The 24225-nt window shown below is 53.8% G+C and carries 26 protein-coding genes; 20 read left to right on the plus strand and 6 right to left on the minus strand.

Annotated features, from left to right (window positions below):
* Positions 1-65: 65 nt before the first annotated feature.
* Entirely contained in the window at positions 66-1139 is a 1074-nt protein-coding gene (locus NYE24_RS28675; protein WP_342477243.1) for a M42 family metallopeptidase, read from the minus strand.
* 148 nt (positions 1140-1287) lie between these two features.
* Between NYE24_RS28675 and NYE24_RS28680 the strand changes: the two genes are divergently transcribed.
* From NYE24_RS28680 to NYE24_RS28755, 16 genes are all read left to right on the plus strand, one after another.
* Positions 1288-1464, plus strand: coding sequence for a hypothetical protein (locus tag NYE24_RS28680; protein WP_156949687.1), 177 nt, complete (start codon positions 1288-1290; stop codon positions 1462-1464).
* A gap of 134 nt (positions 1465-1598) precedes the next feature.
* Positions 1599-2096, plus strand: coding sequence for a stage V sporulation protein AC (gene spoVAC, locus NYE24_RS28685; RefSeq protein WP_036697915.1), 498 nt, complete (start codon positions 1599-1601; stop codon positions 2094-2096).
* A 3-nt stretch (positions 2097-2099) separates the two neighbouring features.
* Positions 2100-3134, plus strand: coding sequence for a stage V sporulation protein AD (spoVAD, locus tag NYE24_RS28690; RefSeq protein ID WP_036697917.1), 1035 nt, complete (start codon positions 2100-2102; stop codon positions 3132-3134).
* Entirely contained in the window at positions 3131-3481 is a 351-nt protein-coding gene (spoVAE, locus tag NYE24_RS28695) for a stage V sporulation protein AE (protein ID WP_036697920.1), read from the plus strand. The genes spoVAD and spoVAE overlap by 4 nt, the downstream gene beginning before the upstream one ends.
* A gap of 221 nt (positions 3482-3702) precedes the next feature.
* Complete coding sequence (locus NYE24_RS28700) at positions 3703-4659, plus strand: MoxR family ATPase (RefSeq protein WP_036697922.1); 957 nt, start codon at positions 3703-3705, stop codon at positions 4657-4659.
* A 1-nt stretch (position 4660) separates the two neighbouring features.
* Positions 4661-5911 (plus strand): DUF58 domain-containing protein, encoded by a 1251-nt coding sequence (locus NYE24_RS28705; protein WP_341029553.1) that lies wholly within the window; start codon positions 4661-4663, stop codon positions 5909-5911.
* Positions 5908-8151, plus strand: coding sequence for a transglutaminase domain-containing protein (locus tag NYE24_RS28710; RefSeq protein WP_341029555.1), 2244 nt, complete (start codon positions 5908-5910; stop codon positions 8149-8151). The genes NYE24_RS28705 and NYE24_RS28710 overlap by 4 nt, the downstream gene beginning before the upstream one ends.
* A 95-nt stretch (positions 8152-8246) precedes the next feature.
* Positions 8247-8771: a YqeG family HAD IIIA-type phosphatase gene (locus NYE24_RS28715; RefSeq protein WP_036697929.1), complete on the plus strand. Its 525-nt coding sequence runs from the start codon at positions 8247-8249 to the stop codon at positions 8769-8771.
* A complete protein-coding gene (gene yqeH / locus NYE24_RS28720) occupies positions 8771-9901 on the plus strand; it encodes a ribosome biogenesis GTPase YqeH (RefSeq protein ID WP_342477244.1) in 1131 nt (376 codons plus the stop codon). Before NYE24_RS28715 ends, yqeH begins: the two co-directional genes overlap by 1 nt.
* Before the next feature lie 20 nt (positions 9902-9921).
* Positions 9922-10800, plus strand: coding sequence for a shikimate dehydrogenase (gene aroE / locus NYE24_RS28725; RefSeq protein ID WP_342477245.1), 879 nt, complete (start codon positions 9922-9924; stop codon positions 10798-10800).
* Positions 10801-10851: 51 nt separating this feature from the next.
* Positions 10852-11145, plus strand: coding sequence for a ribosome assembly RNA-binding protein YhbY (gene yhbY, locus NYE24_RS28730; protein ID WP_036697934.1), 294 nt, complete (start codon positions 10852-10854; stop codon positions 11143-11145).
* A 12-nt stretch (positions 11146-11157) separates the two neighbouring features.
* Complete coding sequence (locus NYE24_RS28735; protein ID WP_036697937.1) at positions 11158-11748, plus strand: nicotinate-nucleotide adenylyltransferase; 591 nt, start codon at positions 11158-11160, stop codon at positions 11746-11748.
* Positions 11732-12310 carry a bis(5'-nucleosyl)-tetraphosphatase (symmetrical) YqeK gene (gene yqeK / locus NYE24_RS28740; protein ID WP_342479317.1) on the plus strand — a complete coding sequence of 193 codons (579 nt, stop codon included), beginning with the start codon at positions 11732-11734 and terminating at the stop codon, positions 12308-12310. The genes NYE24_RS28735 and yqeK overlap by 17 nt, the downstream gene beginning before the upstream one ends.
* Positions 12307-12654, plus strand: coding sequence for a ribosome silencing factor (gene rsfS, locus NYE24_RS28745; protein WP_036697944.1), 348 nt, complete (start codon positions 12307-12309; stop codon positions 12652-12654). The genes yqeK and rsfS overlap by 4 nt, the downstream gene beginning before the upstream one ends.
* Positions 12651-13574, plus strand: coding sequence for a S1-like domain-containing RNA-binding protein (locus NYE24_RS28750; protein WP_036697947.1), 924 nt, complete (start codon positions 12651-12653; stop codon positions 13572-13574). The genes rsfS and NYE24_RS28750 overlap by 4 nt, the downstream gene beginning before the upstream one ends.
* A gap of 22 nt (positions 13575-13596) precedes the next feature.
* On the plus strand, positions 13597-14367 hold the full coding sequence (locus NYE24_RS28755; protein WP_076155555.1) for a class I SAM-dependent methyltransferase: 771 nt from the start codon (positions 13597-13599) through the stop codon (positions 14365-14367).
* A 480-nt stretch (positions 14368-14847) separates the two neighbouring features.
* On the opposite strand, the gene NYE24_RS28760 is transcribed toward NYE24_RS28755, so the two are convergent.
* Together NYE24_RS28760 and NYE24_RS28765 are read right to left on the minus strand one after the other, a co-directional pair.
* A complete protein-coding gene (locus NYE24_RS28760) occupies positions 14848-15006 on the minus strand; it encodes a hypothetical protein (RefSeq protein ID WP_036697952.1) in 159 nt (52 codons plus the stop codon).
* Between the two features lie 76 nt (positions 15007-15082).
* Positions 15083-16042 (minus strand): winged helix-turn-helix transcriptional regulator, encoded by a 960-nt coding sequence (locus NYE24_RS28765; protein ID WP_036697955.1) that lies wholly within the window; start codon positions 16040-16042, stop codon positions 15083-15085.
* Between the two features lie 461 nt (positions 16043-16503).
* On the opposite strand from NYE24_RS28765, the gene NYE24_RS28770 reads away from it, so the two are divergent.
* From NYE24_RS28770 to NYE24_RS28785, 4 genes are all read left to right on the plus strand, one after another.
* Positions 16504-17901, plus strand: a complete 1398-nt coding sequence (locus tag NYE24_RS28770) for a sugar ABC transporter substrate-binding protein (RefSeq protein ID WP_341029562.1) — start codon at positions 16504-16506, stop codon at positions 17899-17901.
* 190 nt (positions 17902-18091) lie between these two features.
* Positions 18092-18982 (plus strand): sugar ABC transporter permease, encoded by an 891-nt coding sequence (locus NYE24_RS28775; RefSeq protein ID WP_036697960.1) that lies wholly within the window; start codon positions 18092-18094, stop codon positions 18980-18982.
* A gap of 18 nt (positions 18983-19000) precedes the next feature.
* Positions 19001-19843: a carbohydrate ABC transporter permease gene (locus tag NYE24_RS28780; RefSeq protein ID WP_036697963.1), complete on the plus strand. Its 843-nt coding sequence runs from the start codon at positions 19001-19003 to the stop codon at positions 19841-19843.
* A 28-nt stretch (positions 19844-19871) separates the two neighbouring features.
* Positions 19872-20834: a family 43 glycosylhydrolase gene (locus NYE24_RS28785; RefSeq protein ID WP_342477246.1), complete on the plus strand. Its 963-nt coding sequence runs from the start codon at positions 19872-19874 to the stop codon at positions 20832-20834.
* Between the two features lie 423 nt (positions 20835-21257).
* Here the strand turns inward: NYE24_RS28785 and NYE24_RS28790 are convergent, their stop codons facing one another.
* The 3 genes from NYE24_RS28790 to NYE24_RS28800 form a co-directional block, all read right to left on the minus strand.
* Complete coding sequence (locus NYE24_RS28790) at positions 21258-22562, minus strand: DUF4179 domain-containing protein (protein ID WP_036697968.1); 1305 nt, start codon at positions 22560-22562, stop codon at positions 21258-21260.
* A complete protein-coding gene (locus tag NYE24_RS28795) occupies positions 22501-23097 on the minus strand; it encodes a sigma-70 family RNA polymerase sigma factor (RefSeq protein WP_342477247.1) in 597 nt (198 codons plus the stop codon). The genes NYE24_RS28790 and NYE24_RS28795 overlap by 62 nt, the downstream gene beginning before the upstream one ends.
* A 157-nt stretch (positions 23098-23254) precedes the next feature.
* Positions 23255-24109 (minus strand): AraC family transcriptional regulator, encoded by an 855-nt coding sequence (locus NYE24_RS28800; protein WP_036697973.1) that lies wholly within the window; start codon positions 24107-24109, stop codon positions 23255-23257.
* Positions 24110-24225: the final 116 nt, after the last annotated feature.

Genomic DNA, 24225 nt, shown 5'->3' on the forward strand with positions numbered 1-24225 from the left:
CTGGGGTCCCCGCAAAGTGCCTGAATAGGCTTCGGAGCAAAAGCCCCACTTTGTGGGGAGGTTGTCTAGCTGTTCTCCAGAATCGTCTGCAGTGTCGTGCGGTCCAGTCCTTGCACCAGCTTAATCAGCAGCTCTTTGGCTGCCGCATAATCATCACTGTGGATGATCGAGGTTGCCGTGTGGATGTAACGGGAGCAGATGCCGATCACTGCTGAAGGAATACCAATTCCGCTGAGATGCACCTGACCCGCATCCGTTCCTCCCTGGGAGACGAAATACTGGTATTTGATCTTATGAGTATCAGCCGTATCCTGCACGTATTCAATCAGTCCCCGGTGGGTAATCATCGTCGGGTCAAAAATACGCAGCAGCGCGCCCTGGCCCAGATGGCCGAAGGCCTGGCGGTCGCCGGTCATATCGGCAGCGGCGCTGGCGTCCAGCCCGAAGAAAATATCCGGGGCCAGCAGATTGGCGGCCGTCCGGGCACCACGCAGCCCGACCTCTTCCTGAACGGTAGCCCCGCAGTAGAGCGTATTCGGCAAGGCTTGTCCATGCAGTTCCTTCATTAATTCAATAGCCAGTCCGACACCGTAGCGGTTGTCCCAGGCCTTGGCCATAATCTTCTTCGGATTGGCGAGCGGAGTGAACGGGCAAACCGGTACGACCTGCTGTCCGGGAGCTACACCGAAGCTCTGCGCCTCCTCACGGCTGTCTGCGCCGATATCGATATACATCTTACTGATCTCTCCGGCCTTGCCGCGTTCATCCGCGCTCAGCAGGTGGATGGGTGTACTGCCGACCACGCCGTTCAGCGTAACCTTCGGCGTAATAATCTGCAGGCGCTGTGAGGCCACGGCCGAAGCCAGCCATCCTCCCAGCGGTGTGAAGCGGATCATCCCGTTGTCTGTAATGCCGGTAACCATGAAGCCTACCTCATCGAAATGGCCGGCGACCATAATCTTGGGACCGTTAGCTTCACCGCGCATTACGCCGAACAGGCTGCCAAGGCGGTCCTGTACGAATTCATCCGTATAAGGCGTCATAGCCTCCTTGACATAAGCGCGCAGTTCGCGCTCGAAGCCGGAGGCTGAGGGGAATTCTGTTAAGGTTTTGAACAATTCAAGGGTGTCTGTATTCATACATATATCGCTCCTTTATGTCATCTAGTATGAACATTCTTACGCCGCTTGTCCATGCCGGAAGAGCAAATGAACACAGAGACTCCCTGTGCGAATACTATACGGTAAGGGCTCTGCAGGCAGGAGCCGGAGAAAGGAAGCGAGGAGAATGTGGCTCTCGGGGAGTGTAGCCCAGGCAGGCAGCCGGAGCGGATTCCGCAAAGTGCCGGTCCGCCGGCAGAGCTTGCCCAGGCGGTGCCGCCGCCGGTACGGGCGGGAGAATGAGGCGGTACTGATCCTGGTGCTGTTTTTGCTGCTGATTGTTGTGCTGTTTTATTTTTCCTGAGCAGGAGGGACATAACGGGGCCGCCTGAAGTGAACAATAAGAAAAACTCAATTCCGCATAACACGAAGGGACGGGACTGCAGCTTACCCGCTGACCGTTCCCTTTCGTATCTATCAGTTCAGGGGGTGTCTGCATTGCCGGCAAAAACAAAAAAGTCAGGCGTCAAGCTGAACCTTGACGGTCTGACCCCGAAGTCTTATCAGGAATTGGCCAAGCCTCATGTACCATCCCGTCCCATATTCAAAAACTGTATGCGTGCCTTCCTCTCTGGAGGTCTCATCTGTGTGCTTGGGCAAGGCATCCAGGAAGCGTTCATGGCGATATTCGATATGACCTCCCGGGAGGCGGCAAGCCCGACAGTAGCCATTCTGATTCTGCTCTCCGTCATATTGACCAGCTTCGGGGTGTATGACAAGCTCGCCCAATGGTGCGGTGCCGGCACAGCAGTGCCGGTCACAGGATTCGCCAACAGCATGTGCTCCGCCGCGCTGGAGCACCGGGCTGAAGGGCTGGTGCTGGGTGTGGGCGGGAACATGTTCAAGCTGGCCGGGTCGGTTATTGTGTTCGGCGTCGTTGCTGCTTTTATCGTGGGTGTAGTGTATGCCGTTATGGGCTGGGGAGGTGCACATTAAACGATGAAGCAACTCGGCAAACAGACTTGGGAATTTACGAACCGTCCGGTGATCCTTGGGACCTCCGCAGTGGTGGGACCCGAAGAGGGGGAAGGGCCGCTGGCCTCAAGCTTCGACTTTGTCTACGATTCACTGGAAATGGGCGAGAAAACATGGGAGAAGGCAGAACGCGCTTTATTTGAAAAAGCTGCCAAGCTTGCCCTGATGAATGCGAATCTGGAGCAGGAGAAGCTGGAGTTCTTCGTCGGCGGGGATCTGATGAATCAGATCATCAGCAGCTCCTTCGCCGCACGCAAGCTTGGCGTGCCTTACCTCGGGGTGTTCGGTGCCTGCTCCACCTCGATGGAGAGCCTGGCCATCGCCTCCATGATCGTGGATTCCGGCGGCGGCAAGTACGTGCTGGCCGGCACATCCAGCCACAACTGTACGGTGGAGAAGCAGTTCCGCTACCCGACAGAGTACGGCTCGCAGAAGCCGCCCACCGCCCAGTACACTGTAACAGGCTCTGGCTGTGCAGTGGTAGGCGTGAACGATGGGACGGTTCAAGGGCCCCATGTGGTGTATGCAACGCTTGGGCGCATCATGGACCTGGGGCTGAAAGATCCGTTCAATATGGGAACCGCTATGGCCCCGGCAGCCGCCGATACGATTACGGCACATTTCCGGGACACGGGGCTGTCGCCCGGTCATTATGATCTGATTGTTACAGGCGATCTGGCTTCCATCGGATTGCCGATTGCCAAGGATTTGCTGGCCAAGGAAGGCATCCCGATGGAGGAGACGGTCTTCAATGACTGCGGCTTGATGATCTATGATCTGGACAAGCAGAAATATGTCATAGCCGGAGGAAGCGGCTGCGGCTGCTCTGCCACAGTCACCTACGGGCATATTATGGGCCGGCTGAAGAAGGGAGAATTGAAGCGGGTACTGATCGTAGCGACTGGAGCGCTTTTGTCGCCGCTGTCTTATCAACAAGGGGAGAGTATTCCGTGCGTAGCCCATGCGGTAGCTCTGGAGAGTGGAGGTGAAGGAGCATGATATATTTATGGGCTTTTCTGGTCGGGGGTGCGATATGCGTGATCGGCCAGCTGATGTTCGATGTGCTGAAGCTGACCCCGGCCCATACTATGAGTACGCTGGTGGTACTTGGTGCGGCTGCCGACGCTTTTGGCATCTACGATCCGCTCGTGAAATTCGCTGGAGCAGGAGCCAGTGTGCCCATTACCAGCTTCGGGAATTCGTTGGTCCACGGGGCGCTGACTGAACTGGAGCGCGATGGCTGGGTCGGCGTCGTCACCGGGATTTTCGATGTGACCAGCGCCGGGATTTCCTCGGCGATTGTCTTCTCTTTCCTGGCGGCGCTGGTGGTCCGGCCGAAGGGGTAACTGACGGTGGATAGATCGTCAATAGATATGTCAATTCCGGGATCGCCTAGAGCGGTCCCTTTTTATATGAAGGGGGGTTGCGCCGCCTGATGCGGGTTTCTTTTGGACAAATCTAGCATGCGACTCTACAAATTCACTTGGCCTAACATGTACTTTCGGTACTCCTATCATGTAAAATGTATATATTACTGCTTATTCTGATATAGGAGGGTTTAATATACATGCCCGTACGTCAAGAATCTACGCAAATAATGAACGCTGTCCGCACTAATTTGGAATCCTGTATTCTTGGTAAAAGCTTTGAAATAGAACTGCTGCTGACTGCCCTGTTAGCAGGCGGACATGTCCTGATTGAGGATGTTCCCGGGACTGGCAAAACCCAGCTGATCCGCGCGCTCTCCCGGTCGATGTCCGGCGAATACCGGCGTATTCAGTGTAACCCGGATATTCTTCCGAGTGATATTACCGGTGTATCCGTCTATCATCCGCGCGATGAGATGTTTCACTTCCGCCCGGGCCCGGTGATGACCAATATTCTGCTGGCCGATGAGATCAACCGGGCGACCACCAAGACCCAGTCCGCACTGCTTGAGGTAATGGAGGAACGCAATGTTACGGTCGATGGAGAGACCTATCCCCTTCCGCATCCGTTTATGCTCTGCGCGACCCAGAATCCGATAGATTTTGAGGGAACCTATACCCTTCCCGAAGCTCAGCTGGACCGCTTCATGCTGCGGATCAGCCTGGGCTACCCGGATGCAGACACCGAGAAGAACCTGCTGCGTACCCATCAGCAGGGCCAGCCGGTGGACAGGCTGGCTCCCGTAACCAGCATGGAGACGATCGCCGCCATTCAGGAGGAAATCCGCGATGTGTTCATCAGCGAGCCGGTGCTGAACTACCTGCTGGATGTGGTCCGACAGACGCGGGTGCATCCGCTGGTGCTGCTGGGCGCCAGCCCCCGGGCATCGTTATCGTTCATGATGGCCTGCAAGGCCTACGCTTTTCTCCAGGAACGGGATTATGTGCTGCCTGATGATGTGAAGACCCTGACCCCGTATGCGCTGGGACACCGTATCCTGCTGCGGCCGGAATCACGCCTGGATAACGTCAGCATGGACTCCCTGCTCCAGAAGCTGCTTCAGAGCATTAACGTGCCTGTAACCATGAGGCAATAAGATGAGGGCCTTACTTACGCGGGCTGCCGCTGCGGTTCAGCTGAGGAAGTTCACGGGCGTTCTGGCCATTTGGGTCATCACACTCTTATACGTGCTGTTTCAGGGCGGCAAAACCTCCTTCATGCTGTTCATTATGGTCTCTGTTCTCATTCTGTATCTGTTCATTGGCGGCCTTGAAGGAGTCCGGCGGACCAGAGGCACACGCAGCTTCTATTCCGAACAGGATAAGCCGGACCTGCTATATGCCGGGGGCTTTCTAAAGGTGAAGCTGGAAGTGACCATTCCGGGATTTCTGCCTTTGCCCTACGTGATCGTAAGGGAAATTCTGAAGCGCCATAACGGAGAGTCCTGGGTATTCGAGGAGAGCCTGATTCCGAACATGGGCGGACGGGGCGAGCTGCTGTTCCAGACGCCGCTGCTGGAGCGGGGCCGTTATTCTTTTGAGAATACGGATATTCTCAGCGAGGACATCTTCGGTCTGATGGAGCACAAGGGAACCTTCAAGGCAGAAGGCCAGTTCCGGGTGATGCCCCGGGCTGTCGTAGTGCCGCGCTGGCAGCTATACGAGCGCAAGGCGCGCCTGTCGGGGCCGCAGGTATCGCTGCTTCAGTCACGGCGTGAGACCACGCAGATCAACGGTGTGCGTGATTATGTCTACGGCGACCGGCTGACGCGCATTCACTGGAATGCAACGGCGAAGACCGGTGAGTGGAAGTCCAAGGAATTCGAGCATGAATCCGTTCCCAGAACCATTCTGGTGCTGGACGGTACCTCCAGCGGCTATTACAACTCCGCACAATTCGAGCTGGCGGTCTCGGTCACGGCTTCTCTCCTCGGCTTCGGCATCCGGGAGCGGATCGGCATTGGAATGTGCTGTCTGGATAAGCATACGAAGGTGTTCAGTCCGGCGGAAGGCAATGCCGAGCGGCAAAAAATGATTCAGTATTTGATAGACATCAACGCGGAAGGTAAGGGGCCGCTGATTAACAGGCTGGAGAGTGTCCAGCGGCTGTTCCCCAAGGGGTCGTATTTCGTACTGATCAGTCCGCAGAGCGGCAGAGTGGTGCTGGATACGCTGCACTGGGCGGAGAACCGGGGGATGACGCCTTCCCATATTCATATTCTTCATCCTTCCGGGAAATACCGGGCCGGTGAGTGGCAGAATATTCTGCACTCGCATGGCGTTACCGGACATAGCATCAACACACTTCAGGAGCTTCCTGCGGTACTTGGAGGTGATTCTGTCCGATGAAGCACTGGTTCCAGGCGATACGTTCCTCTTGGCATCATGGGCTGACGCTGCTATGGCTAAGCATTATCGCTATGCAGTGGGTGTCCTATACGGTGCCCTTCTGGCTGCAGGAGACCACCGTTTCTGTGGCGCTAACCCTGCTGGCCGTTACAGCTATTGAAATTATTTTTCCGTTCAAAAATGTGTACCGCATTCTGCTGGAAGGCGCGGCAGTGGTATTTATCGTATACAACGTGATTATCAGTTACGGCATTTACATTCCTGATCCTCTGCTGCCGGCATTTCTTGACCGGCTGCCGGGGATAACGGTATCGATGAATCCGTACATCTGGTTTGCGCTGGGGGCTTGGGCGCTGCTGCTTGTGTCCGCCTGGTGGGTGAACAGCAAGGCACGGATTCTGATGTTCATCGCGGCGAATATCACAGCCTTCGCCGCGCTGGATTCATTCACGACAGCGGTAATGTGGCAGGAGGTAGCCTGGACGGTCTTTGCCGGTATGGGCTGGCTGGTCACGCGGCATCTTAGGAATTTCCAGCTGCATTATCCGCGCGGCTGGACCTATATGCTGAGGTACCCGATGAAGGTTGCCTTGAATATAGCGATTATTTTCTCACTGGTCATCCTTGCCGGGGTGAACATGCCTGGCGTGCGTCCAACCTTGACCGACCCGTATACCGCCTGGCAAAAGTGGAACGGTAACTCGGTCTCGTCCAGACCCTCCTCCGGGGGCGGGGACAGCGGAAGCGGCGGGTCAGCGGCGAACGGGACGACTTCGGGCTACAGCCTGAACGATGACAATCTGGGCGGGGGCTTCAATTTCGATTATTCGCCGGTCATGCAAGTGACCTCCGATCTGCGCACCTATATGCGCGGCGAGATCCGCAGCGTGTATTCGGGCAAAGGCTGGACAGATGATGATACCTCCGGCCGGGGAAAACATAACGAAGTCCAGGTGGGCGAGCCGCTGGAGCGCGCTGCCGCTTCCAAGACAGAGACCCGTACGCTCAAGCAGACCGTCAAGCTGCTCGGAGGGAACAGTTATCCGGTTCTGTTCGGCGGCTATTCGATCTCGGGGGTAGACTCGGTGGACGGGCAGGAACAGAGCAGCGGCTTGGCCTGGCGGAGTGAAGACAGTGAACTGCTGTGGAATCCCGGAGGCAAGACGAGGGCTTACCCGCAGACCTATGTGGTAACCTCGGAGGTGCCGGTGGTTCCCCTTAAGGAACTGAGCATGCAGACCTTCGAGCAGCTCTACAGTAATAAGAATATCGATCCGCAGTATCTTCAGCTCCCGGATAACTATCCTGAGCGGGTGAGCGCGCTGGCCAAGGAGATTACGGCGAGAGCGCAGACGCCTTACGAGAAGACGATTCTGCTGCAGCAATATCTGCAAGCTTCCTTCCCTTACACGAATCAGCCGGATACCTCACGGGCCAGAAGTAAGGATATGGTCGAGAGCTTCCTGTTTGAGATCAAGGAAGGATACTGTGATTACTATTCCACGGCGCTTGTCACCATGGCGAGGTCACTGGATATACCAGCCCGCTGGGTGAAGGGGTATGCTCCCGGGGAGCAGGCCGAGATTCCGGATAGCGTAATGATCCAACAGAGCGCTGCCGGTTATGTGAACAATAACTACACGATTACCAATGCGGATGCCCACTCCTGGGCCGAAATTTATTTCGGCGATTACGGATGGGTGCCTGTTGAGGCAACGCCCGGCTTCGATGTTCCGGTGCTGACGCAGAGTGAGCAGGATAATCCGGATCAGCCCGAAGTTCAGGAAGAGGAGCCGGAAGAGCTTGAACCGGCGGCATCGGGACAGACGGACAAGTCTGCCGGGTTCCATCCCGGCACCTGGGCTGTGGCTGGAGCAGCCGCTGTACTCCTGCTCTGGATCGTATTCCTGATCTGGCAGCGCCGGCTGAGCCTGCGCTTCCTGATTACCCGTATGCGTCTAGGTGGTCAGCCGACTCCGGCGCAAAAAGTTGTTGCAGAAACGGAGCGCTGGGTAAGGTATATGCGCAGGAAGGGTATGCTGAAGAAAGAGCATGAGACCCTGCGCGAATCCGTGGCACGGTGGAGCGTGGAACGCCCGCAAGCTGCGGGTAGTCTTGCTGCACTGCTGAAGATGTTCGAGCGGGCGAATTACAGCCCTCAGGTTATTGAAGACAAAGACTGGCACAGCGTGTATACTGAAGCTTTGCGGCTGCGAAAAAGCATGAAGTCCGGCAAGTAATGCCCCATGGTGATGAAATGCTGCCGGACCCTGGTTTTTTTGCAGTCCTATAGCGCCGGGTAACAAGTTTCCTGTATGAAAATGAGGTGAAGGTATTGTTTGAAAGATTAGTCCCCAAGCTCCGGGTAAACACGGTGTTTGATATCGCTCTGGAGGAGCTATACCGCCAAGGCTACCGGGGAATTATTACGGATCTGGATAATACGCTGGTCGGCGCCAAGGCGCCGCTGGCTACTCCTGAGCTGCTGCTCTGGTTCGCTAAGGTGAAGGAGCTGGGCTTCAAGCTTGTGATTGTATCCAACAACAATATGGACCGGGTGTCGCGTTTTGCTACCCCGCTGAATATTGAATTTGTACATCAGGCCAAGAAGCCCAGCAATTCCCCGTTCCTGCGGGCCATGAAGCTGATGGAGCTGGGACCGGAGCAGACGATTGTGGTCGGCGACCAGATGCTTACCGATGTATACGGCGGTAACCGGCTGGGTCTGTTCACGGTACTCGTGTTGCCCATCTCCGTCAAGGATGAAGGCATAGGTACAAGAATTAACCGCAGAGTGGAGCAGATTGCCTTGACCCGTCTGCGGAAGCAAGGATTGTGGCAAGAGGAGGATAAATCTTAATGAATGCAATGAACGATGAAAAGACGCGGCCAGAGAAATGCAGCGGCTGCGGCATTAAGCTCCAGAGCGTGGACAAGGAGCTTCCCGGCTATATCCCGGAGGTCGCCTTCGGGCGGGAGCCGGTAATTTGTCAGCGCTGCTTCCGGATCAAGAATTACAATGAAGCCTCATCCGTATCGGTGAATCAGGATGAATTCCTGAAGCTGTTAAGCGGAGTAGGGGAGAAGAATGCACTGGTGATCCATATTGTGGATCTGTTCGATTTCGAGGGCAGTCTGATTTCCGGGCTGCAGCGGTTTGTCGGCAATAATCAGGTCATCCTGGCGGTGAACAAGATCGATCTGCTGCCGAAGGTGACCAACTGGAACCGGCTGCGTAACTGGATGCAGCAGCGCTGCAAGGAAGAGGGGCTGCGCACGGCGGAGATCGTCCTGGTCAGCGCGAAGCGCAATCAGGGCTTCGACCGTCTGCTGGAGGCCGTTACCGAGATGCGCGGCCAGCGTGATGTATATGTCGTCGGGGCTACCAATGTAGGCAAGTCCACCTTGATTAACCGGCTGATCTCCGATTACAGTGACCTGGAAGAGGAGCTGACGACCTCCCGTTATCCGGGCACCACCCTCGATATGGTCAAAATCCCGCTGGATGACGGTCATTCCATCATTGATACGCCTGGGATCGTATACCCTTGGCGCTACAGTGAGCTGGTCGAGCGCAAGGATCTGGGCGCAGTGATGCCCGAGAATCCGCTCAAGCCTGCGGTCTACCAGCTGAATGAAGGCCAGTCTCTGTTCTTCGGCGGACTGGGACGCTTCGACTTCATTCAGGGGGAACGCCAGTCCTTCACCTGCTTCATCAGCGGCACCCTGAAGATTCACCGCACGAAGCTGGAGCGTGCAGATTCCCTGTACCAAGACCACCGGGGCGAGTTGTTGTCTCCGCCGGGAACTGCCGACATGGACAAGCTGCCGCAGTGGCAGCGCCATGAATTCCGTATCGCCAGGAATAGTGAGACCGACCTGTTCATCTCCGGTCTGGGCTGGATCAAGGTGAACGGTACAGCCGGAGCGGTAGTAGCTGTCCATGTGCCGCGCGGCGTCAAGGTGCTTACCCGTCCGTCGCTGATCTAATTGTACAGGAGGAAGGCGACATGACTGAGACAGGCAGGAACACGCAGAGTCACGGGGAACTCCTGCTGGGCGTGATGGGTGACCCGATTGCCCAGTCCAAATCCCCGCTGATGCACGGGGCAGCGCTCCAGGCGCTCGGTCTCTCTGGAGCTTATGTGCCGCTGCACATCACGCCGGACAAGCTGGGCGATGCGGTGCAGGCGATACGAACCCTTGGCTTCCGTGGCGTGAATGTAACGATTCCGCATAAGGTTGCCGTGATGCAGTATCTGGACCGGCTGGATTCAAGTGCGGTGGATGTCGGCGCAGTCAATACCATCGTCAATGACAATGGTATACTGACCGGCTTCAATACGGATGGAATCGGATATGTCCGCTCGCTTATGACAGAGGCTGTGCCGGATCTCACCGGCACCCGTATTCTGGTAATTGGAGCCGGCGGTGCGGCCAGAGGGATTGTCTCGGCGCTGCTGAAGGAGCAGCCGGCTTCGGTCCTGATTGTGAACCGTAATGAGGAACGGGCCCGTCAGCTGGCAGATAGCTTCAGCAGCCGGGGCAGCTTAACCGGAGCAGGGATGGATGCCGTTCCCGGCGTGCTTGGCAGCATGGATATTGTAATTAATACTACATCCGTAGGGATGTATCCGCATATGAAAGACATGCCGATCGATCCATCCGGGCTGCATGAAGGGATGATCGTCAGCGATCTGATCTATAATCCGTTGCATACCCGGCTGCTTACAGAGAGCCTGAAGCGCGGCTGCAGCGTTCACGGCGGGCTAGGTATGTTCGTCTACCAGGGCGCTTACGCCTTGGAGTACTGGACGGGACTTGAAGCTCCCGCAGCGATTATGCGTCAGACCATTGCGGATTGCCTCGGCCAGGTGCCGGGCAAATGATTTTCACTGAACAGGGTAATAATATATGTTAATTAAGGAGTTTTCACATTTATGTTAACAGGCAAACAAAAACGTTATCTTCGCTCTTTGGCTCATCATCTGGATGCTGTATTTCAGGTTGGCAAAGGCGGCGTAAACGATCATCTGATCCGTCACATTGAAGAAGCTATTGAGAAACGCGAGCTGATGAAGATCAGTGTACTGAATAACAACGCTGATGATCCCAAGGAAATTGGTGCCGCGCTTGCCGAGCAGTCCGGTTCGGAGCTTGTTCAGGTTATCGGCAAGACTATCGTTCTGTACAAGGAATCACGCGACAACAAAACGATTGAGCTTCCAAGATAGGAGGTTGACCTCTTGAGAGTAGGCATAATGGGAGGGACCTTCGATCCTCTGCATATCGGCCATATGATGGCCGCTGAGACAGCGCGCGAGAGCTACGGTCTGCAGGAGGTCTGGTTCATGCCTTCGCATATCCCGCCTCATAAGCATGAGGCCGGGGCAACCGGTGAAGAGCGGCTGGCTATGGTGGAGGGAGCGGTGAAGAATCATCCTTCCTTCGGCATTCTCGATTGGGAAATCGTACGGGGCGGAGTATCCTATACGCTGGAGACGGTGATTAGTCTTCAGGAGGAATATCCGCAGCATGAGTTCTTTTTCATCGTGGGCGCGGATATGGTTCAGTATCTGCCCAAATGGCAGGGGATCGAAGAGCTGGTGAAGCGGTTGACCTTCATCGGTGTCGGACGTCCGGGCACTCCGCTGGATCTGGGACTGCTGCCGGAGTTCATTGCGGGTAGAGTCCTGCTGGCGGATATGCCGCTGGTCGATCTCTCCTCCACCATGCTCAGAGCCCGGGCCGCCGAAGGAAAGTCGATCCGCTATATGGTTCCGGATGCTGTGTATGAATATGTTCAAAGGAGTGGATTGTATGGAGTACAGCCGTGAAGCGCTGATTGAGGCGGTATCCGGCCAGATGCCGGACAAACGCTGGAAGCATACACTCGGTGTGATGGAGTCCGCTGTGAAGCTGGCGCAGCATTATGGCGCTGACCCGCAGCGGGCCGAGACCGCAGCCATCCTGCATGATGTGTCCAAGTATTGGCCGGTAGAGCGGATGCGGGAGATCATTGAACAGAATGGATTATCCGCCGAGCTTTTGAAATATGACAAGCAGCTATGGCATGCTGAAGTGGGTGCTTATACCGCCGAGCATGATTATGGCATTCAGGATACTGAGGTGCTGGACGCGATCCGTTACCATACCTCGGGACGGGAGAACATGAGCCTGCTGGAGCGGATCGTCTGTCTGGCTGATTATATTGAGCCGGGTCGGGACTTCCCAGGTGTGGAGGAGATCCGCAAGCTGGCGAAGGTCAGTCTGGAGCAAGGGCTGATTGCCGGACTGGATTCCACTATACGCGTGCTGCTGGAGAAGCGCCGGGTCGTATTTCCGCTTACGGTGCTGGCGCGCAACGATTTAGTTAGAACATTGGAGGATAAACTATGAGTGTACAAGCAAACAAGCTGTTTGAGCTGGCGTTACACGCCGTTCAGGATAAAAAAGCAATGAACGTGGTGGCTCTTGATCTGCGCAGTGTGTCGCCGATCAGCGATTATTTCATCATCTGCCACGGTAATTCCGATACCCAGGTTCAGGCGATTGCCACTGAGGTGCGCAAGGTAGTTCATGAAGCTGGCGGAATGATCAAAGGCATTGAGGGGATGGATGCAGCACGCTGGGTACTGATGGACCTTGGCGACGTGATTGTCCATGTCTTCCACCGCGATGAACGTGAATATTACAATATTGAGCGTCTGTGGTCGGATGCCAAGGTCGTGGAGACAGTATGAGTCTGATTGCAGGAACTACGGTTACGCTTGAAGTGATGCGGGAGGTATCCCCTTACGGGTACTTCCTGAGCGCGGGCGACCAGGATATCATGCTTCATTACACCGAGCTTGTGGGCAGTAAGCCGAAGATCGGCGACAAGGTGGAGGTATTCCTCTTCTTCGATACCGAGGACCGTCCTGCGGCTACGATGAAGAAACCGTATCTGACGCTTGGCGAGATGGCGCTGCTGGAAGTGGCGGATATCCATCCACGGCTGGGCTGCTTCCTGGAGATGGGGCTTGGACGGCAGCTGCTGCTGCCGCTCAGCGAGCTTCCCGAGCTGGTGGAGCTGCGTCCGCAGATTGGCGACAAGGTCTTCGCAATTATGGAGCATGACAAGCAGGGACGTCTCCGTGCCAAGCTGGCCGGAGAGCAGGAGCTCGCGCCGCTGGCCTTGCCTGCACCGGAGTCCTGGCAGGGGCAGAGTGTCACCGCCCGGGTGTACAAGCCGCTGCAGATGGGCACCTTCGTGCTTGTAGATGCTGGTGTGCTCGGCTTCGGCATCATCGGTATGGTTCACTCCTCTGAACGCGCACGCTTGCTGCGTCTGGGCGAAGTGATTGAAGCGCGCGTGGCGCATATCCGTGAGGATGGCCGCGTCAACCTCAGCATGGGTCACCGCAAGGAAGTGGGCCGTGATGTGGATTCAGCAGCTCTGCTTGATTTCCTGGCTTCCCGTCCGGGCGGCGGAATGCCGTATTCGGATGCTACGCCTCCCGATATTATCAAGCAGCGCTTCGGGATTAGCAAATCAGCGTTCAAGCGTGCGCTTGGCAAGCTGATGAAGGAAGGATTGGTTGTCCAGAAGGAGAACTGGACCTATCTGGCTGCCCGCGAAGAGGCGCAGGCCGAACCGGACAGCGAATCTGACAACCAATAGTATAGAGAAAGCGGTGTTCGCAGTGTCTTCCTATGGCAAATTTGCTTATGTATACGATGCGCTTATGGCGGATATGCCGTATCCAGATTGGCTGGCCTTTGCCGAGACGGCATGGGGCAAATACGGCAAGCCGCGCACGGTAGCCGAGCTCGGCTGCGGTACCGGCAGCCTGACGATTCCGCTGGCTGCTGCTGGTTACCACATGACGGGGATTGACCTTTCTTCGGACATGCTGTCCGTTGCCCAGCGGAAGCTGGAGCAGCAGCCGCAGGGACGGCGCTTTTTGCGGGAGGGCAGTGTGCAGTGGGTTCAGCAGAACATGAAGGAATGGGAGCTGCCGGAGCCGGTGGACGCCGTCATCTCCTTCTGTGACTGCCTGAACTATGTGCTGGAAGAGCAGGACATCCGGTCTGTGTTCTCCAGTACGTATGACGGACTGAAGCCAGGCGGGACCTTCTTGTTCGATGTACATCATCCGAACACGCTGATCCGCTATGAGGAAGAGCAGCCCTTCGTGCTGGATGAACCGGACATCTCCTATATCTGGACCTGCGAGCTGGATGTGCCCCGTAGGGAGATTGAGCATCACCTGTCCATCTTTGCCCGCGAGGAGAGCCGCTCGGACACGTACCGCCGCTTCGAAGAGACCCATACCCAGCGTGCCTATGACCCGGAGTGGATGAAGCAGGAGCTGCTTGCCGCCGGATTCAGCGAGGTGTCGGTGTATGCGGACTTCGAGTGGGTGGCGGCGGATGATTCGGCGGAGCGGCTGTTCTATGTGGCTGTGAAGTGAAGCTGCTAGAGAGTTGAACTTGTTCAGCACAGATGAGAACCTGAAGCATAATCGTCACTGCGGAGAACTTTTGGACTTACGGCCGCTGTTGTCTCCAGATGTTCTGAATTGTACCGCTATTAGCGGATAACATCCGGAGACAAAGGCGGACGCTACCGCTCCTACAGTTCCAAATTTCCCCTCCGTTACTTTTTGCTTCTTGTTAAATTCTTTAGAGCTTCATATATGGTTGAGGTTATATGGGAGGTCCTTACCTGAATTGGGTAAGGGCCTTCTTTGATCTTGATAAGGACCAAATGTATGTTAAAAACAGCATACAATCGGCGCTATTGGGGCATGTGGGTTGTGTTGCTGCGGGGCGAGTGAGACAGAAGTACAAATGCCATCTGTACAAAGGGGCGCATCAGCCGTTCCTGCTTGCATGACACAGCAAACCGGGCCGTATCCTTCAGATACGGCCCGGCCATCTTCCAATTATGCTTACCGGTGTTCGAACAAATCGATGGTGCCGAGTACAATGTGTGCCAGACCAAATCCAAGAATGCCGGTTGCCGCGATCTTATATCTGCTCCCCAGAAAAGCTGCACTCGAAGCAGTAACTACGGTCCCCAGTACGGCTGGTATTAACCCTTCACGCATTCGAAACACTCCCTCACGGTAGTTTGAAAGACATTCGTTAGTGTGGGTTAAGGCCGGGACAATTATACTTCAGGGATTAATCTGCTACTCCCGCTGTGGTCGCCCGGCCGGAAGGGTCTTCGACCTCATGTACATTGTAGAGCACACGCGCCAGCAGATCCTGGCTGTAATTGCCGAAATGCTTGCCGTAGATGGTCAAGCCGCGCTTGTTGACCGGCTTGTCGGTGACGGCAATACGGAAAGTCAGCTCGCTCTTGTAATCCAGCTTGATGTCATCCAAGGTGATGTCTGAGATGCGGCAGCCGTCAATGAAGCTGCCTTCCTGATTGATGCGGATCAGCTTCAGCATGCCATACTGGTTGAGGTGGGGGGGCCACCAGTCCGGGTTGAAGGTGCCGCGCGTGTCGCCGAAGTCTCCGGGGCTGGTCCAGAAGCCGATCTCGATGCCGTTCACATAGAAGTACAGATCTGAAGGGTAATTGTCACTGAAGCCGGGAGCCTCGGAGCCAATCTCCATGGAGAACTGGATTTCCCGGAAGGTCTGGTTGGCTTTGAGATAGTTAGGAATGCGGTACTCCAGGAAGCCTTCGGCCATCCAGATGATCTCGGAATCGATCCGCTGGGGATCAGCGAAGTAACGCGGCTCGTCGAAATCCCCGATGATGCTGTCCTTGGTAGCCAGACCGCAGGTCGGAACAGCCTGATAATTACTGTAATGACCCACCTGAATCTCCACCTCGTACAGATTATCCACATCCTTGCTGCGCAGATCCACCATTAACTTATCCTTATTCAAGTAGCAGACCTTCTGAATTCCGTGCTTGCCTACTGCGGTGTTGATCTCGATTAAGCCGCTCTCCTCCAGCTTCTTGATATGCATCGTAATCGCCCCGTTGCTGAGATTCAGCTTCTTGGCAATTTCGTTGAGATTCAGGGCCTGATTGGTCGCCAGCAGCTCAAGAATCTGGATGCGGATTTCCGAGCTGAGCGCCTTGAAGATATCAATCCCGCTCATCAGATCTTTAATATAAATCATATTTAGGGTACCTTCTTCCACTGAGGTCATGAGAATCGAAACTATTTTATAAAATTATAAACTAATCAGCCCTAAAAGGAAAGTATTCTGCCTTTATTTGTAGTAAACGATTAAATTTAAGCTAAAACTAAAAGTTAATAGCTATTTGTTTTAAATAAATATGAATACTTAATGTACTGTTAAGTCATTATTAAGTGATATATTTCAGAAAAAAGGCAATAAACAACGTTTAATTTGAATATATATAAAAAGATTTACACTTTTATATTTACACTCCACTTTATATATGCTATTTTATACCTGTAAGCGAATACATTCAATTGTTTATCAATTATTTAATTAAAATGTGAAACATAGCACAACATGCGGTAGCTTGAACTAACAGAGCCGGTGAGGTTCCCTAGTTCTTCTATATAGATTGTATCAATCGAGTTGCTCAGCAAATCCTAGGAGGGGTTACAGTGTTAAAGAAAAAGGGCTGGTTCACACTGCTGTCGTTAGTTCTGATGGTATCGGTTGTACTTACAGGCTGCGGCGGAAAGAACAATGCATCGTCCGGGGGCAATAGCGGAAGCAAAGCTACGGCGAATGCCGGCAGCAAGGATTCCAAGGAAACCAAGAATCTTACGTTCATGTTCCGCGGGGGAACCGATGAGCAGAAGGCTTATGAAGGTGTTGTGAAAAAATATGAAGCCGATCATCCGAACGTCAAGGTTAAGATCGTTGTGACTGCGGCAGATCAATATGCGACTAAGCTGAAAGCCTCTATTACCGGGAACAGCGTGCCGGACGTATTCTATTTTGAATCCGGTGACCTGAAGGCTTATGTGAACAGCGGCGTGCTGCTGGATCTGACCAGCTATGTGGAGAAGAACCCTAACATTGATTTGAATAACATCTGGAAATATGGCGTGGATCTGTACCGTTACGACGGTACCATGGCTGGACAAGGTAATCTGTACGGGATGCCTAAGGACGTAGGCCCTTTTGCACTCGGCTATAATAAGACCATGTTCGAAGCTGCGGGTATCCCGCTGCCGGACAAAGACAAACCATACACCTGGGATGAATTCATCAAAGTCGCTCAGCAGCTGACGACTGATAAGGACGGGGACGGCAAGCTGGATCAATTCGGCGCAGGCTTCAACGTGCAGTGGGCCTTACCTTCCTTCGTCTGGAGCAACGGAGCGGACTGGCTGGATGCTACCAAGACCAAGGTTACCATTGATGATCCGAAGTTTATCGAAGCCTTGCAATTTTTCACTGACATGCAGCTTAAATACGGCATTACGCCATCAACGGAACAAGCTCAGACGCTGGATACCTACCAGCGCTGGATGAAAGGTGAAATGGCCTTCTTCCCTGTAGGTCCGTGGGATATGAGCACTTACGAGAAGCTGCCTTTTGATTATGACCTGATTCCTTATCCTGCCGGCTCCACAGGCAAATCTGCAACATGGACCGGCTCACTAGGTATCGGTGCTTCCGCCAAAACCAAGCATCCCGATGAAGCCGTGGATCTGATCAACTATCTGACAGCCTCCAAGGAGGGGATGGAAGCGCTGGTGAAGGCTAAGGTGCAAATCCCGAACCTGATGGATATGGCCAAGGAATGGGCCGCTGATACTACGACCAAACCGGCGAACAAGGAAGAATTCCTCCAGGTCGTGAATGAATATGGACGGGTGCTGCCTGGTCACTACACGTACAATGCTGAATGGTATAACCTGTTCTACACGGACATCCAGCCAGTGCTTGACGGTAAGGTTACCCCGGAGGAATATGTGAAGGCGGAACAGCCGAAGATGCAGAAGCTGCTGGATAAAGCGGTTGAGCAAGAGGCGAAATCTAAGAAATAAGCGGTACACACCGTTCTTATCTAGCATACAAAGTGATGCTCGGTCTCCTGTAACATCAGACCGGCATCACTTTATTCTGAGCTGAACTTGTATATATTTTGGGGACCCGCAAAGTATCTGAATACTCATCGGAGCTGATGCATCACTTTGTGGGGAAAGTTATAGACTATCCGAATTTGAGGTGATTCTAATGAATGCTAAGTTGGGTCTCTACCGCAAGGAGAAAATCTACGGATTTCTGTTTATCCTGCCTCCGCTGCTGGGACTGCTGATCTTTACGCTATACCCGATGATCTATTCGATCTATGGCTCATTTACGGATTGGGATGGGCTCGGCCAGATGAACTTCATCGGACTGAGTAACTTCACGGATCTGTGGTCGGATGAGCTGTTCCATAAGGCCTTATTCAATACCTTGTTCATGATGCTTGGCATTCCGATCGGCATTACGCTGGCGCTGCTGCTGGCACTTGGGCTTAACCGGGGAGTTCCCGGGACTACAGCGTTCCGGGTCATCTATTATGTTCCGGTTATTTCTTCTCTGGCCGCAGTATCGATCATGTGGAACTGGGCCTATAACGGTGATTATGGACTCGTCAACCAGTTCCTCGATCTCTTCGGAATCAGCGGGCCGAACTGGATGGCGAATAAATATACGGTGAAGCCTGCGTTGATCATTATGGCGGTATGGAAGGGCCTCGGTTATACGATGCTGCTCTATCTGGCGGCGCTGCAGAGTGTCTCCAGATCTTATTATGAAGCGGCGGAACTGGACGGAGCCAGCGGCTTCAAGTCCTTCTGGCATATCACCTGGCCAATGGTGCGCCCGGTAACCTTTTTCATCATCGTGACCAACATTATTGGAGGATCGCAAATTTTTACCGAGATGAACATTATGACTCCTACAGGCGGGCCCGAATATGCTTCGGCCTCCGTGGTGTTCTACATTTGGCAAAAAGCCTTCGGCAACTTCCAGATGGGTTATGCCTCTGCTATGGCGGTATTCCTCGGCGTGTTCATATTTGTTGTGACTCTTATCCAATTCCGAATGAACGAGAAGCAATCGTTCGATGTCGATTAACCGAAGAGGGAGGAGACCATAAATATGACGAGCAGAAGAAGAGTTACCCATAGCATTATCTTTGTTCTACTTTTAATCGGCGCGGTGTTCATGATCGGCCCGCTGCTCTGGATGCTGTCCACCTCATTCAAGGATAAGCAGGATGTGTTCGCTCTGCCTCCGGTGTGGATTCCGCGGCCGTTCCATTTCGATAAATACAGTGAGATCTGGGAGGCGGGGCCGCTGCTGAGCGGGATCAAGAACAGCTTGATCATCGCCGTCACGGTAACGATCGTAGGTACGTTCACCTCCAGTCTTGCGGCGTTTTCTTTTGCTAAATTGCGGTTTCCGGGTAAAAATAAAATATTCCTGCTGATGCTCTCATCCCTGATGATTCCGTATCCGGCAGTCATGATTCCGCAATTCTTCATGTTCTCGAAGCTGGGCTGGATTGATACGCTGCTGCCGCTGATTGTGCCGGGCTTATTCGGTAATATCGTCATGATCTTCTTCTTGCGGCAGTATCTGAGCAGTGTGCCGAATGCGATTATCGAAGCGGCCAAAATCGACGGAAGCTCGTACTTCCGCCTGTACAGCTCCATCACCTTCCCGCTGATCAAGCCGGCGGTGGCTGCACAGCTGATTCTGTGGTTCATGGGCATCTGGAACGACTACCTGTCTCCGATTATCTATCTGAATTCACCGGAGAAGCAAACCCTCCAGCTGGTCATCGCCAACTTCAATGCGACCTATGCGATCCAGACGGACTATCCGCTGATTATGGCGGCTTCGATTATTGCCCTGCTGCCGATGCTGATTATCTTCCTTGTTTTCCAAAAGCAAATTATTGAATCTGTTGCCATCTCCGGAGTGAAGGGCTGACAGAGACAAGACCAAAGGAGAAACCATAATGAATACAAATAGAGAGTACACTAACCCGCTTGTCGAACAGCGTGCAGATCCCTGGGTATACAAGCATACCGACGGCTATTACTATTTCACTGCTTCCGTGCCCGAATATGACCGGATTGAAGTACGCAGAGCGTTAACGATTGAGGGGCTTCGGGAAGCACAGCCGGTAGTAGCCTGGCGTAAATATGAGAACGGTCCGCTCAGCGCCAATATCTGGGCACCCGAAATCCATTACATGGACGGCAAATGGTATATTTACTTCGCGGCGGCCCGGACCACGGAGACGAAGGAAGGGCTGTTCGACCACCGGATGTACGCCCTGGAGAATACTTCAGCGAATCCGCTGGAAGGGGAGTGGACCGAGAAGGGACAGGTGAGAACCGCCTGGGAATCCTTCGCTCTGGACGCTACAACGTTCGAGCATAGAGGCGTGCATTACTATGTATGGGCGCAAAAGGACCCTGAGATTGACGGGAACTCCAATCTGTATATCTCAGCCATGGAGAACGGCTGGACGCTTAAGGGTCCGCAGACGATGATCTCTTCACCGGAGTATCCTTGGGAGGTCATCGGCTTCAAGGTCAACGAAGGGGCTGCCGTGCTGAAGCGGGGCGGCCGGATCTTCATGAGCTTCTCGGCCAGCGCTACCGATCATAACTATTGCATGGGAATGCTTACTGCAGATGAGGACAGCGATCTGCTGGACGCTGCATCCTGGACCAAGCATCCTGAGCCCGTGTTCCAGACCAGTGAGGAGAACGGGCAGTACGGTCCGGGCCATAACAGCTTCACCGTGGATGAGCACGGCGAGGATGTGCTGATCTACCATGCCCGTAACTATAAGGAGATCACCGGCGACCCGCTCTACGACCCGAACCGCCACACCCGCGCCCAGCGCCTGCGCTGGAACGCGGACGGCACACCGGACTTCGGCGTGCCGGTGAGGGATGGCGGTAAGTAGGGCAGATTTCAGTCGGGAATAGAGTGGGATAGCACGCTGAACTGCGAACTTCTGTTGAAGGCTGATCCGAAGGTGGGCTACCCGCTGCATAGAGTGAAATGCAAAGAGTCCCGCAACCCTATGGAGGGGAGCGGGACTCTTTGTGCTGAGTGGCGGCATCAGGATAAGGAGACAGAGGTGCGCTGTAACAGTACTCTGCTGTTGCAGTTTGTGCAGGATTTCCGCGCTGGCAGTTTCTATGGAGCCGCATTGTTGCAACTTTTGCAGGAATCCGGATGATAAGGTGCTAGTTTGGGCAACATTGTTGCATTTGGTGCAGGATTTTCGCATAGGCCGCTTCTATTGAACCTCATTGTTGCAATTTGTGCAGGATTTCCGCGCCGGCAGGCGCTGGCTGCTCACTAGTGCTCTGTGCATACGCCCCTATTTTTCCCCTACAGGGACCGGAATAGTTTGTCTATAGTACTTAATATAGTGGAAGCCGTCCATCTGCAGGAATTCCGGCTTCTCTGTTGTCTGGAAGGAATACGTGCGTTCCCACAGGATATTGCCGTTCTTCAGATCCCACTTGCGGGAATCGGATATGGAAGTGACGGGAACGGTGGCCCCTCCGGCTTGAACAGCCAAGGTATCCTTATCCAGAGATGTGAATTGTCTCCCGGCAATCACGATATCATAGCCGTCAGCAGTCCTGGTGACACTGCGAATCCAGAGCTTCTCCTGGCCGACCGTAACGGAGTGGTCTGAGGGTGAGGCCAGCGGGATCGGCTGCTCCACCTTCTGGTATCCGCTGAAGTTATCCAATACAAGTTCAACACTCTGCGGCTTGTCTGTCGGCAGCACATCGTATTCAATCTGAAACTCCGCTACTCCCGTTTTCTCATTGACACCCGACCGCATGGACAACAAATCCACTTCTGTCCCATTCACATACAGCTTGGTTGCAGCAGAGAATCTTGGATTTTCTCCGTTATCCATCTTGTATTGTCCCTTTACGATGGTTGACGTAGGGGAAGCGGTAATCGTGTCATAGTAGACGGTTCCCTGATCCACCTGAACGGCTTGATGAATATCGGCGACCAGGATGCTTTTCATGGCTTTACTGGCGTCAAAATTAAAGGAGAGCTTGGCTTGCGCAGGCTTGGCTTCACCCTGATAGCTGTATACATTAAGGGTCAGATTTTTGGCGAACGGACTGACCGGCTCAAATTTGTTAATTCCCTCATACCGGGTTTTGTCCTTGTTGTAACCGCCGCCACTTGTCGGTGAAGAGTTTGTCAAAAACCCTGTAATATGGCCTAATGCATACAGCGACGACGGCTCCTCATCGAACACCTCTCCCGGCGGCGGGGTAATGCTGTAATACATCAGCAGAGCATTATCATCCGCAATTACTCCGTTAACCGTGAGTACAATCCCATTCTCCAGTGTCATACTTTTGTTAACGGTCTGTCCGTAGCCATGTTCAGCGACTCCAGAGAATCCAAGCGTATACAGCTCAGTCTGGTTAAACAGCTTCCCGCCATAATAAGCCAACGCCGGATACTGATAGACGCCCACCGTCAGCAGCAGGGCGGCGGCTGCTGTAGCCACCCAGGTCCGCGCTTGTCCGGCCCGTGATTTCTGTCTAACCGGAGCCTGCTCCAGCGCCTTCCGCAATCTGCCTTCAAGTTCTGACGGCGTCATGGTCTGCTGATGCTCCTGTAATCTCTCCTCGATAGTTCTCATAACGGTCACCTCCAATCATAGCTTTTAGTTTCTGTATTCCCTGCGAGATTCTGGACTTGATCGTACCGACCGGCGCTTCCGTAATATCGGCAATGGTCTGATACGGCAGATCGTGGACATAACGCAGCTCAATCGCTTCCCGCTGCCGGGGATTCAGATGCGCGAGCAGGACGGACAGATCCATGTCAGACTCGGTATCGCGGTACGGGTTATCTGCAGTCCATGCCTCAAGGGAAGGCTCCGGCGACTCGTCCTCCTCCAGAGGAACGAACCGGTTCTGGTTGCGGAGGACCGTTTTGCAGCGGTTGACCAGGATGGTTTTGCTCCAGCTGTAGAAGGCCTCGCGCTTCTTCAGTTGCGCAAGCTTCTCATAGAGCGTGACGATCATATCCTCCATTACATCCATCGCGTCATGCTCATTCCTCATGTAGCTATAGGCAAGACGATAATAAGCGTCCTGTTCGGCTAGGATCAGTTCTAATAATGCTTCTTTGTTGCCGCGCTGTGCGGCTCTGACAAGACGGCTTATATTCATGTGCTCACCCCTTTCACAGATAAGAGTGCGTAGCAGCCCGGAAAGTTCATTATGCTCTCAAAAAAATATCCACAGCCTATTCCAGAGAAATCGTTAGTCTCTGGAAGGGCTGTGGAGGGAGCGAAGAAGAGGCAGGAGCTGACGGATGCTCTCACGCTCATTCGTAGAACAGCAGGCGCTTGGCATAAGCGTTGCGGAACTCGGTGGGGGTGAGGCCGACTATTTTTTTGAACGATTTCATGAAGTTATGACAATCCTTATAGCCCAGCTGTAATGAGACTTCGCTGACGTTCTGGTTGGTGTCGGTCAGCAGGAATTTCGCCAGCTCCATCTTCTGCTGCAGAATATATTGCTTCAGGGAGATCCCGGAGATGACAGTGAACAGATGGGAGAGATACTTCTCGTTATAGCCGAAATAGGCAGCGATCTGGGATACCTTAATATGCTCGCTGCGGCTCCATTTGATGTAATCTACAATATCGTGGTAGAGCTGCTCCTGCTTGGTTCTTTTGAACGGATCGGCATCGGTTGGAAGGGTCTGGCTGTACAGCTCACACAGAATAACGGTAGACATATAGTTACCCAGCACCGTCTGATTGTAGCTCCGCACCGAATCCTGAAGCTGCTTCATCATGACGATGATTTTCTCCACATTCCTTAGGGTTCCGTATTGGGGCAGGTGAATCACATATTCTTCCTTATCGCTATTCAACGGAGCGGGGCCCGCAGTCTGACTACCGTCAGTAGCATGAAAATGCAGCCAATAAAAGCTACAGTCCGAAGACTTGTACCCGTATTGTCTGGTAAGCGGAGGCAGGAGCAGGAACTCGCCTTTGGAGACGACGAACTGCTGGTTGTCACCCGCCAGGTAGAGTACGCCTTCGGTCATCACAATCAGCTCATAATCCTGCAAAATCCGGCTTAAGTGTATCCACTCCGCTGAGGGGGCCACGAATTTGCCGGTCATCTCCAGATGTACAGGCTTATCTACCAGCAGTGTGAACGCAGTCATGTCATCATCCCCCGGTGCGGAAATAGTCTTATCCTATTACCATATCAAATAAGGGCTATCTTGAATACAGCAGAAGCTGCATCCGAGATAACCCCGGGGTGGTACAGTATTGGCTA

Source organism: Paenibacillus sp. FSL H7-0350 (assembly GCF_038593195.1).
In the GTDB taxonomy this organism is placed as follows: Bacteria; Bacillota; Bacilli; order Paenibacillales; family Paenibacillaceae; genus Paenibacillus_AQ.